General features: G+C 68.8%; 9 protein-coding genes. 5 read left to right on the top strand and 4 right to left on the bottom strand.

What is annotated here, in order from left to right:
* The first annotated feature begins 2 nt into the window (after window positions 1-2).
* Both AZG88_RS24295 and AZG88_RS24290 read left to right on the top strand, forming a co-directional pair.
* Window positions 3-494 carry a hypothetical protein gene (locus tag AZG88_RS24295; RefSeq protein WP_061045354.1) on the top strand — a complete coding sequence of 164 codons (492 nt, stop codon included), beginning with the start codon at window positions 3-5 and terminating at the stop codon, window positions 492-494.
* Complete coding sequence (locus AZG88_RS24290) at window positions 491-1,507, top strand: aldo/keto reductase (protein ID WP_061699474.1); 1,017 nt, start codon at window positions 491-493, stop codon at window positions 1,505-1,507. The genes AZG88_RS24295 and AZG88_RS24290 overlap by 4 nt, the downstream gene beginning before the upstream one ends.
* A gap of 7 nt (window positions 1,508-1,514) precedes the next feature.
* Here the strand turns inward: AZG88_RS24290 and AZG88_RS24285 are convergent, their stop codons facing one another.
* Window positions 1,515-5,012, bottom strand: coding sequence for a serine/threonine-protein kinase (locus AZG88_RS24285; protein WP_061699473.1), 3,498 nt, complete (start codon window positions 5,010-5,012; stop codon window positions 1,515-1,517).
* Between the two features lie 69 nt (window positions 5,013-5,081).
* On the opposite strand from AZG88_RS24285, the gene AZG88_RS24280 reads away from it, so the two are divergent.
* A complete protein-coding gene (locus tag AZG88_RS24280) occupies window positions 5,082-5,753 on the top strand; it encodes a cyclase family protein (protein WP_061699472.1) in 672 nt (223 codons plus the stop codon).
* Between the two features lie 6 nt (window positions 5,754-5,759).
* On the opposite strand, the gene AZG88_RS24275 is transcribed toward AZG88_RS24280, so the two are convergent.
* The 3 genes from AZG88_RS24275 to AZG88_RS24265 are packed head-to-tail and all read right to left on the bottom strand — an operon-like array spanning window position 5,760 to window position 7,784.
* Window positions 5,760-6,050: a MoaD/ThiS family protein gene (locus tag AZG88_RS24275; RefSeq protein ID WP_005251336.1), complete on the bottom strand. Its 291-nt coding sequence runs from the start codon at window positions 6,048-6,050 to the stop codon at window positions 5,760-5,762.
* The gene (locus AZG88_RS24270; protein ID WP_061699471.1) at window positions 6,047-7,144 is read right to left on the bottom strand and encodes a WD40/YVTN/BNR-like repeat-containing protein; all 1,098 of its coding nucleotides are present in this window, start codon (window positions 7,142-7,144) and stop codon (window positions 6,047-6,049) included. The genes AZG88_RS24275 and AZG88_RS24270 overlap by 4 nt, the downstream gene beginning before the upstream one ends.
* Window positions 7,145-7,196: 52 nt before the next feature.
* A complete protein-coding gene (locus AZG88_RS24265) occupies window positions 7,197-7,784 on the bottom strand; it encodes a sigma-70 family RNA polymerase sigma factor (protein WP_005251338.1) in 588 nt (195 codons plus the stop codon).
* Window positions 7,785-7,953: 169 nt separating this feature from the next.
* Here AZG88_RS24265 and AZG88_RS24260 point away from each other — a divergent pair, with 169 nt between their 5' ends.
* Entirely contained in the window at window positions 7,954-9,141 is a 1,188-nt protein-coding gene (locus AZG88_RS24260; RefSeq protein WP_005258779.1) for an AAA family ATPase, read from the top strand.
* A gap of 130 nt (window positions 9,142-9,271) precedes the next feature.
* The gene (locus tag AZG88_RS24255; protein ID WP_061699470.1) at window positions 9,272-11,227 is read left to right on the top strand and encodes an aconitate hydratase; all 1,956 of its coding nucleotides are present in this window, start codon (window positions 9,272-9,274) and stop codon (window positions 11,225-11,227) included.
* Window positions 11,228-11,249: the final 22 nt, after the last annotated feature.

The raw sequence follows: 11,249 nt of genomic DNA, 5'->3' as shown, positions 1-11,249 counted from the left end.
GGATGACCAATTTTTCCGGACTGACCGAGGACGTGGCTCGGGAGGCCGTCGAGCTGGCTCGGCCGTCGATCGAGAACCTCTCCCACGGATCTCCGGGGCATCTCGTCGTGCTCCGGCCAGGCGTCGCCCCAACCGCCGACGCGGAGTTGCCCGTCGTCTTCCGCTGTAGCTGGGGTGAGAAGAAGGACTGGGCCGGGCCGTACGACGCGATTGCCGAGTCGAAAGCGCGGATCAGCTGGACCACCGGCCTGCCGTCGCACGCCGTTCAGCAGCTGCATCCCTACCTGTACCAGCACGGTTGGACCAAGTGGGGTGGCAGCGCGGTGGGCGAGGGCGGGCTGGTCGTGGCGTACAGCGGCGACAAGTGGTTCCACGACCAGTTCTATTCGGAGTTGGTCGTTGCGGCGATCAAGGTCGTGTGCCTTCGCGAGATGGACTCCGTGATGCGCGACCCGAGCACTCTGTTCCTCGGCAACGGAAGCGAGAATCCATGAAGGTGAACGATACTCGGACGTTCGGGCGCGCAGGGTTCGACGTGACCCTGCTCGGCTACGGCGGTGCGCCCATCGGCAACATCTTCCGGCCGGTCCCCGAGGCGGAGGCGCAGGCGCAGATCGCCGAGGCGTGGGACATGGGGGTGCGTTCGTTCGACACCGCGCCCATGTACGGGCACGGGCTGTCCGAGCACCGGGTGGGCCATGCACTGCTGACGAGGGACCGCGACGACTACGTGTTGTCCACGAAGGTGGGGCGCACGTTGACGCCCGCGCGCCGTGGGTCGTTCGACACCGGAATCTGGGTGGACACCCCGCCGTTCCGGGCCGACTTCGACTACTCGTACGACGCGGTCCTGCGGCAGGTGGAGGACAGCCTGCAGCGCATGTGCCAGGACAGATTCGACATCCTCTACGTGCACGACGTCGACCGGTACACGCACGGCGACGCCCAGCCCGCGCGGTTCGCGGAAGCGCTCGAGGGTGCGTTCCCCGCGCTGATCCGGTTGCGGGAGGAGGGCGTGGTCCGGGCGATCGGCGTCGGGGTCAACGAGGCCGACGTCTGCGTCGACGCCCTCGAACGCGTCGATCTCGACTGCATCCTCCTCGCGGGGAGATACACACTGCTCGAGCAGGATCCGGTGAAGGACCTGCTGCCGCTCGCGGTGGAGCGCGACGTCGCCATCGTCCTCGGCGGTGTGCTCAATTCGGGCATCCTGGCCACCGGCGCGGTGCCCGGCGCCAAGTTCAACTATCAGCCCGCACCCGAAGAGGTGCTGAGCCGGGTGCGCGACATCGAGAAGCACTGCGAGCGTCATCGGGTTCCGTTGGCGGCCGCCTCGATTCAGTTCGCCGCCGCGCATCCGGCGGTGCGGGAACTTCTGCTGGGCGCACGGAACTGCGCGCAAATGCGGCAGAACGCGGCCTGGCTCGAACACCCGATCCCGGCCGAATTCTGGGATGACCTGCGCGCCCCGGGACTGATCCTGGAGGAGGCGCCCACGCCGTCCTGACCGCGGGTCACATCGTGTACGGAGCGGTCGCGTTCTGTAGCTCCTCGAGAAAGTCGGAGGGCACCGAAGCCCAGTCCGGCCGCCACTCTCCGGCCAGCTGATCTGCCCGGAGATCCGCGACCAGGGCGACGACGAAGGGTCCACCGTCGGGAAGCACGCGGTGGAGTCCGCGTGCCGCGCAGATCGAGGCGATGGAGGCGAGGGCCTGCTTCGCCTCGTCGTCGCGGCCCGCGGCGGCGAGGCACGCCACCCGGAGGCGCTCGGCCAGCAGGTAGGCGCGGTTGCGGCCGGTGCCGGCCAGTCGATCGGTCCACTCCTGCGCCCAGGTGCACGCCAGCTCGATGTTCTCGCGCGCCCCGGTGGCGAGCAGCATCCGGATCGCGGTGGCCTCCTCGACCTGCGCGACGATCTCGTCGATGCCCGACACCGGGCGCCGCCGGTCTTCGTGTGAGATCGGGTCCGGTGCCCCCAGGGCGGGATGCGGGGTGATGCCGAGCCGCCGGCGTTCGTTCTCGATGCGGGCCCGCAGGCGGGCGAGGGAGTAGGTCTCGGCCACCTCGAGTCCGGCGTGCAGGCGTGTCGTCGCCTCCTCGCGGTCACCCCGCAGCGCCTTGACGTGAGCGCCGGTCACGAAGCGGGCGACCTTGAAGTCCACCCCACCGGTCTCGACGGCGAGGGTGTATCCGTCGTCGAGGAGACGTTCGGCTTCTTCGACGTCCCCGCGTTCGTACAGCACCTCACCGAGCAGCGACCCTGCCAGCCGGGCGGACGGCGCTCGCGGCCCGCCCAGTTTCCGTCCGGCTCGCCGGGCCCGCCGGAAGCGGTCGACGGCGTCGTCGACGTCGAGCTGCTCGTAGGACGCGACACCCAGATAGCTCTGACCGTGAACGACGTTGTGCGGTCCTGTGTTCCGCTCGTAATAGGGCCGGGCCACTTCCTGGATCCTGCGCACCTCCGCGAAGTCGAAGCGGTACACGGCGGCGAACGTCGTGACGTTGAACGCGGCGCACACCACCCACGGGGACATGGCCTCCGGCCGCGCCAGGCAGTCGGCGGCGAGTTCGTCGATCCGGCCGCTGCGGTCGTTGCGCAGTTCCGCCACCGCACGGACGACGCCCGCCTCCGCCCGCAGATCCGCCGTGTCGCTCGCGCTCGCGCCGCTGTGGTCGAGTGCCCATTCGGCTCGCTCGAGCGCGCGTTCGGCGGCCATGGTCCGGTTCGCCATCGCGTGCGCCCAAGCCGTCGTGACCTGCAGCCGGGCGCTCGTGGCGACCAGAGCCGGCGGCAGCTTGTCGACCACCGCCGACAACGTCGCCGCCTGGGACTGCTCGAGCAGTATCAGTCCGTCCGCTTCGACGAGTTCCACGGCGCGTTGCTCTTCGCCGCCGGCGATGGCGTGGTCGACGGCCTCGCGGAGCAGGCTGTGGTCGCAGAACCAGCGGGACGCGACGCGATGCAGTTCCCGGATCCGGTCGGGTTGGTCGCGTTCGAGCCGTCGGCGCAGGAACTCGGCGAACAGGGTGTGGTAGCGGAACCACGTTCGCTCGTCGTCGATGTGGCGCAGGAACAGGTCCCGGTCCTCGGCGGCCTCGAGCATCGCCTGCCCACGCGCGGTGTGTGCGAGGGCGCCGGCGAGACTGCCGCACGTGCGTTCGGTGATCGAGGTGGCCAGCAGGAAGTCGAGCATCTCGGGTTCGAGGGTGTCGAGGACGTTCTCGGCGAGAAATTCGCCGATCGCGTGGTGGCGCCCGGACAGTCCGGCGATCAGCTCGGAGGGGTCCGCTCGCCCGCGCAGCGACAACGACGCCAGTTGGAGAGCCGCCACCCACCCGTCGGTGGAGTCGCGGAGCTCGGTGACGTCCTCGCTGTCGAGGGGCAGGCCACCGAGGTCGACGAGGAACGACCGGGCTTCGGAGTCGTCGAAACGCAGTTCGGAGTAGTCGATTTCGACGAGTTCGTCCTTGACGCGCATGCGGCTCATCGGCAGCCCGGCCCTGGTCCGGCTCGTCACCACGACCTGCAGGTGGTGACACCCGTTGTCGAGGAGGAACTCCAGGGCGGCGATCGTCGCGGGCTCGGACACGCGCTGCCAGTCGTCGATGATCAGGGCGATCCGTTCGCCGCTCTCGTGGATCTGGTTGACGAGCGAGGTGAGCACGTAGCGTTCGGCTTCGTCGTCGTGCTCTTCGAGGACCTGGCCGAGTTCCTTGGCCAGGTTGGGGCGCACGCGGCGGATCGCCTCGATGAGGTGCGCGACGAACCAGACCACGTTGTCGTCGTCGCTGTCGACGGTGAGCCACGCGACGGCCACGCCCTCGTCGGCGAGGACGTTCCGCCACTGGGCGGCCAGGGTGCTCTTGCCGAATCCGGTGGGGCCGTGGATCACGGTCAGCAGGCGTCGGCGTCCGGCCCGCAGCAGGTCGATCAGCCGATTCCGGTCGACGAGCTGACGGGTCGCGGCGGGCGGCCGGAACCGGGTGGCCGGCGCGGGCGGCGGCGTCGACGCATATCGTGCCCGTCCCGTCGTGGAGGTCCGGAACGGACCGGAGATGGTCGAGACCGCCCCGGGCGAGGAATCCTCGACATGGTGCACCCCGGCGTCGACGGGCATCGCCATCTCGTCCACAGCCAATCCGTGGTGGCGTTCGACCTCCCGCAGTTCGTCGCCGAACGCGGCGGCGGACGCGGGGCGATCCTCCGGTTTACCGGACATCGCGCGCTGGATCACGGCGCTGAGGTCCTCGGGGAAACCCTCCGTCCGCAGGTCCGGGACAGGTTGGGTGGTGATCCGCAGGAACTGCGCGATCACCTCCTCGCCGTTGTGCCGTTCGAAGGCCGCGTGCCCCGTGATCGCGCTGAACAGGGTCGCGCCGAGGCTGTACACGTCGGAGGCGGCGGTCGGGGTCCGCCCCGACAGCACCTCGGGAGCGGTAAATGCGGGGGAGCCGGTGACGGTGCCCGCAGTCGTCTCGAACGCCCCCGACATCCGCGCGATCCCGAAATCGGTGAGCTGCGGTTCGCCGTACTCCGTCAGCAGGATGTTTCCCGGTTTGACGTCTCGGTGGAGGATGCCCACCCGGTGCGCAGTTTCGAGTGCACCGGCAAGTTTCACCCCGATACGCAGGGCGTCGCTCCAGGGGATGGGCCCGCGCCTGCGGATCTGCGCGTCCAGCGAATCGTGGGGATGGAACTGCATCACGATGTACGGCCGGCCGGTGTCGGTCGTCCCGACCTGCATGATGTTGACGATGTGCGGGTGGCCGCTCAGCCGGCCCATGGCGCGCTGCTCCCGCAGGAACCGTTCGAGGTTCTCGGCGTCGAGCGCCGCGGTGAGGACCTTGACTGCCACGGTTCGATCGAGTTCCGGTTGGGCACACCGGTAGACCACCCCGAACCCACCGTGCCCGATCTCCCTGGCATCCTCGAGACCGACCGCGGACAGCTCGGTTGCGAGTGTTTTCGACACCGACTCACGCTGGGTGGCGAGCGGGTCAAAATCGGTCATTCCACCACCTCTTCGCTCGTCATCGAGCATATCGCGGTACGCGTGACCCCGAGGCCGGACAATCGAGCGATGCCACACGTGCGGAAAATCGTGGATCTGTCACACACCATCGGGCCGGGGATGCAGGTGTATCCCGGCGACCCGGTGCCGACGCTGATCCGGCACTGCACCCTCGAACGCGACGGCTACAACGTGCTGGACGTCAGGATCGGTTCGCAGTCCGGGACGCACGTCGACGCCCCGGCGCATCTGCAGGCAGGGGCGGCGACCGTCGATCGGCTGGCGCCGGAGCTGTTCGTCGGACGCGGCGTCGTGTTCGACCTGCGCGAGCTCGTTGCGCGGCAGCGGATTACCCGCGAACTGATCATGTCCCGGGCGGAGGACGCCGGGCGGGGCGACATCGCCGTGTTCCATACCGGGTGGTCTCGCCACTACGGAACGGATGCCTATTACACACATCCGTTCCTCGACCCCGAGGCATGCGCGCTGCTGCTCGACCGGGGAGTGCGGACGTTCTGCCTCGACACCCCGAGCATCGACGAGACTCCGGACGGGGAACACACCGACGCCGGATACCCGGTTCACCATCTGATCGCCGACGCCGGCGGAGTGATCGGCGAGAATCTGTGCCGGCTCGACCGGATCGACTTCCCCGACCCGCTCGTCAGCCTCCTGCCGATCGCACTGGAAGCAGGCGACGGAGCTCCCACCCGGGCAGTGGCGATGGAGCTGGCCGAGTAGTCGCGCTCAGCCGCCGGCCACGGACTGCAGGATCTGCAGTTCCTGCCCGGGCGTCACCTCGGTGCCGACACCGCCGAGGAGCCGGACGTCCTCGCCGTCCACGTAGACGTTGACGTACCGCCGCAGGGCGCCGGTCTCGTCGCGAATCCGGCGGCCGAGAATCGGGAACTCGCCCGCGAGGACGTCGAGCACGTGGGACAGCGTCGAGGCGGTGTCGAGGGGCACGTGTACGGAGCGTTCACCGCCGACGATCGACGCCAGTGCCCGCGGAACCCGCACGGTGACGCCCTCGCTCATGACGCGATCACCGCGGCCCGCACGCACAGGACGTCGGGCAGATGCGCCGCGACCGTGCCGAACGTGGCGCCCTCGTCGGCGCTCCCGTAGACCTCGCCGCCGCGCGTGCCGAAATACACCCCGACCGGGTCGGCGGTGTCCACTGCGGCGGCGTCGCGGAGCACCACGTTGTAGTCGCGTTCCGGCAGCCCGCTGTCGAGGCGGGTCCAGCTGTTCCCGGCGTCCTCGCTTCGGTAGACGGCCGGCCGGCCGTCGGGTGGGATTCGTTCACGGTCCGCCTCGATCGGAACGACCCAGATGGTTCCCTCGCGGCGCGGGTGGGTGAGCATCACGAATCCGAAGTCCGTCGGCAGCCCGTCCGCGATCGACTTCCACGTGTCACCGCTGTCGTCGGTGCGGTAGACGCCGTGATGATTCTGGGCGTACAGCCGGTCGGGGGCGACGGCGTCGCGGGCGATCTTGTGGACGCACTGACCGAACTCCGGGTTCGGGTCCGGCAGGAAGTAGGCCGTGATCCCGGTGTTGCGCGGCTCCCAGGACGCACCCCCGTCCGTGGTGCGGTAGACCCCTCCGGTGCTCATCGCGACATGCATCGTGTTCTCGTCCTCTGGATGGGGTACGACGGAATGCGCTGCGGCGCCGCCGTATCCGGCTCCCCACTCCGGTCGGTGCGGATGGTCCCACAGCCCGCGTTCGAGGTCGAAATGCTCGCCGCCGTCGACCGACCGCCACACCGAGATGGGTTCGCACCCCGCCCACACGACGCCCGGGCGGTCGTCCGTGTCGGGCCGGAGCTGCCACACCCGCTCGAGCGCGGCGCCGTCTCCGTCGCCGAAGCGGATGGCGCCGTGATCCGGTTCGGTCCAGGTGGAACCCAGATCGTCGGAGTGTGCGACGGTGGGACCCCAGTGCTCGGACCGGACCCCGACCAGGATGCGGGTGCGCCCACCCCGCGTGTCGATCCCGATACTCGGAATCTCGTTCATCAGGAAGTGTGGGCCGGACAGCGACCAGGTGGCGCGGTCGCGGCTGGTGGCCAGCCACAGGCCCTTCTTCGTTCCGATCGCGACCAGGACGGTGTCGGGTGCGCTCATGAATCCATCGGACCACTCGGCCCGGCAGTTGGCAACGACGGAGCGGGAACTCTCAGCGGGCGGGCCCGTGCCCGATCCGCGCCCGCAGGTGGCTCAGTGCCCGGTGCTGGGCGACGCGGACGGCGCCCGGTGTGGTGTCCAGGACCCGTGCCGTCTGTTCGGCCGACATTCCCACGATGACGCGCATGAAGAGGATCTGCTGGTGCCGGACCGGAAGGGTCTCGACGAGCTGGCCCATCTCGCCGCGCAGTTCACCGCGCAGGATGTGATGCTCGGGGCCGTCCTCGACGTCCACCACGTGGTGTGCGGCCGCGGCGCGCGCAGTCTGCGGCACGGACAACCGGGTGGCGCGGCGCCGCGCGTCGGACACCTTGTGCGCGGCGATGCCGAAGATGAACGACAGCAACGATTTCCCCTGGTTCTCGTACGTCCGCAGGGCGCTCATCAACGCGAGGCACACGTCCTGGGTGACATCGTCGGCGGTGGTGTGCGGGTGATCCACCGACTCGAGCCGGCTCGTGCAGTAGCGGTGCACGAGGGGGTGCGCGATGCGGAGAACCTCTTCGACGGCGTCCTCGTCGCCCTTCGCTGCATGCGGCGCGAGGCGTTCCAACTCGGCTCTGGCGTCCAACTCGATCATGGTGTTCTCCCTGTTCCTGGTGCTGCATCCAGCCTCGGGGGAACGCGCGATAGTCGATAGGCACCGAAGGGTGCGGAAGTCACCACCCCGGCTAGGACTTCATAGCGGGATCTAGGACACGCGCTAGATGAGCGCAGATTCGGCAACAGAGGTTGTTACCTTCGTGGCCATGGACCCTGTCCGTAACCCCTATGCGCCCGGCGCGGGGCAGCGCCCGCCGGAGCTCGCGGGCCGAACCAGGCAGCTCGACGCGTTCGACGTCGTGCTCGAGCGGATTGCGCGCGGTCGCCCGGAACGCAGCGTGATGCTCACGGGTCTGCGTGGCGTCGGGAAGACGGTCCTGCTGAACCACCTGCGGTCGGCCGCCATCTCGCGGCGGTGGGGAACGGGGAAGATCGAGGCCCGCCCCGATCAGGATCTGCGGCGGCCGCTGTCGTCGGCGTTGCACATGGCGGTTCGGGAGATCGCGGGCTCGCATCGCGACCCCGACCGGGTGGAGGAGTTCCTCGGCGTCCTGAAGTCGTTCGCCCTGCGGGCGACGGCCGACAAGGGCATGCGGGAGCGGTGGCAGCCGGGCATCGACGCCCCCGCGGTGAAGGGTCGCGCCGATTCCGGCGACATCGAGATCGACCTGGTGGAACTGCTGCTCGACGCGTCGTCCCTGGCCCGTGACGTCGGGGTCGGGATCGCACTGTTCATCGACGAGATGCAGGACCTCGGCGCCGCGGACGTCTCGGCGGTGTGCGGGGCCTGCCACGAGCTCAGCCAGGACGCGGCGCCGCTGATCGTGGTCGGAGCCGGCCTGCCGCACCTGCCCGCCGTGCTGTCGGCGTCCAAGAGTTACTCGGAACGGCTGTTCAGCTACCACCGCATCGACCGGCTGGACCGGGTGTCGGCCGATCGGGCATTGATCGCGCCCGCCGAGCGGGAGGACGTGAAGTTCACGGACGAGGCGCTCGACGCGTTGTACGCCGCGGCCGACGGCTACCCCTACTTCGTCCAGGCCTACGGCAAGGCGACGTGGGACGTGGCCGCGGCCAGCCCGATCACCGAGGAGGACGTGCGGGTGGCCGCGCCGACCGCGGAGGAGGAACTCGCGGTCGGGTTCTTCGGGTCGCGGTACGAGCGCGCGACGCCTGCCGAGCGGGAGTACATGCGGGCGATGGCCGACCTCTCCGGCGACGACGGACCGGTCGCCACGTCGGCGATCGCCTCCGAGCTCGGCCGCAAACCCGCGTCGCTGTCACCGGCGCGGGACGGGCTGATCAAGAAGGGCCTGATCTATTCGGCCGAGCGCGGGTCGATCGGATTCACCGTGCCGCACTTCGGCAAGTACCTGCGGGCGCAGCACGACTAGCGGAATCTAGCTCTCTCTACGGATTTGCCTAGAGAGCCGAATATTTTCCTGTCGAGTGCCGGACGTATTCCGGGCGCTGGCCCTCGGCGTCGCTCCGGCGCATCCTGGAGGTACGACGAAGGGATCAGCGATGTCGGACACTGTCGCCCGCAAGGTCATCGGTGCACACCTCCTCGACGGCCGGATGGAACCGGGCGAGGAGATCTCGATCCGGATCGACCAGACTCTCACCCAGGACGCCACCGGAACCCTGGTGATGCAGGAACTCGAGGCGCTCCACCTCGATCGCATCAAGACCGAGTTGAGCGCGCAATACGTCGACCACAATCTGCTGCAGGCCGACGAGAAGAACGCCGAGGACCACGAGTTCCTCCGCACCGCCGCCCTGCGGTACGGGCTGTGGTTCTCGAAGCCGGGCAACGGGGTCTCTCATCCCACCCACATGCAGCGCTTCGGCGTTCCCGGCAAGACCATGGTCGGGTCCGACTCGCACACACCGGCGGCCGGATCGCTGGGCATGCTCGCGATCGGCGTCGGTGGGCTCGAGGTCGCCATGGCGATCGCGGGCCAGCCCCTGCACCTGCGGATGCCTCAGATCTGGGGGGTGGAGTTGACCGGCAGGCTCCCCGACTGGAGTTCGGCGAAAGACGTCATCCTCGAGATGCTCCGCCGCCACGGGGTCAAGGGCGGGCTCAACAGAATCATCGAATATCACGGTGAGGGGCTCGCGACGTTGACGGCGATGGATCGTCACGTGATCGCGAACATGGGCGCCGAACTGGGCGCCACGACGTCCATCTTTCCCGCAGATGACGCCGTCCGCGATTTCCTGCGCTCCGAGGGCAGGGAAGACGACTTCGTGGAAATCCTCGCCGATGCGGGCGCGGAGTACGACGTACACGAACACCTCGACCTGTCGACGATCGTGCCGCTGATCGCGAAACCGTCTTCGCCGGGAAACGTGGTGCCCGTCCGGGAGGTCGCCGGTGAGGACGTCAGCCAGGTGGTGATCGGGTCGTCCGCCAATCCCGGACTGCGCGACTTCGCGATCGCTGCGGCCATGGTGTCGGGGAGGCAGACCGACCCGAGCGTGAGCTTCGACGTCAATCCGAGTTCGCGGGAGATCCTCTCCGACCTGACCAAGATGGGCGCCACGCTCGAACTCGTCGTGGCAGGCGCGCGAATTCACCAATCCGGGTGCATGGGCTGTATCGGCATGGGCCAGGCGCCGGCGACCGGCCGGAATTCTCTCCGGACGATGCCCCGCAATTTCCCAGGGCGTTCGGGCACTCGCGAGGATTCCGTGTGGCTGTGCTCACCCGAGACAGCGGCCGCGTCGGCTCTCACCGGGGTGATCACCGATCCGCGGGACTGGGCGGAGAAGGCGGGGATGCCGTACCCGGAGATCACGCTTCCGGACGAGGCCACCGTCAACACGGCCATGCTGGTGGCTCCGCTGCCCGAGGACGAGGCTCGGCATGTCGAACTCGTGAAGGGACCCAACATCTCGTCCCTGCCCGAGTTTCCGCCCCTGCCCGACCGCATCGAGGCACCGGTACTTCTCAAGGTCGGTGACAACATCTCCACCGACGAGATCTCGCCGGCCGGGGCGCGGGCCCTGCCGTTCCGCTCCAACATTCCCAAGCTGTCCCGGTTCACGTTCACCCAGGTCGACGAGACCTATCCGGCGCGCGCGGAGGAGACGGCGAAGACCACCGGGCATTTCATCGTCGCCGGCGACAACTACGGGCAGGGGTCCTCGCGTGAGCACGCCGCGATCACCCCGCGCTACCTCGGGTTGCACGCGGTGATCGCCACCTCGTTCGCCCGTATCCACTGGCAGAACCTCGCCAACTTCGGTGTACTCGCGCTCGAATTCGAGAACCCGGACGACTACGACACGATCCGGCAGGACGACGTGCTGGTCCTGGACGGGGTCCGGGAGGCCATTCGTTCCGGCCCCCACCTGACCCTGTTCGACTCGACCCGTGACGTGGAGATCCCGGTGCGTCACCGGCTGTCCCCACGTCAGGTCGACGACGTGCTCGCGGGCGGATTGATTCCACAGCTGGCACGCAGGGAGTGAGCAGCCGGTCGCCGTACACTCG

It is taken from the genome of Rhodococcus sp. LB1 (assembly GCF_001583455.1).
GTDB lineage: Bacteria > Actinomycetota > Actinomycetes > Mycobacteriales > Mycobacteriaceae > Rhodococcus_F > Rhodococcus_F opacus.
Note: the sequence above shows the minus strand (reverse complement) of the source record. Positions and strands in the feature narration are given on the sequence as shown.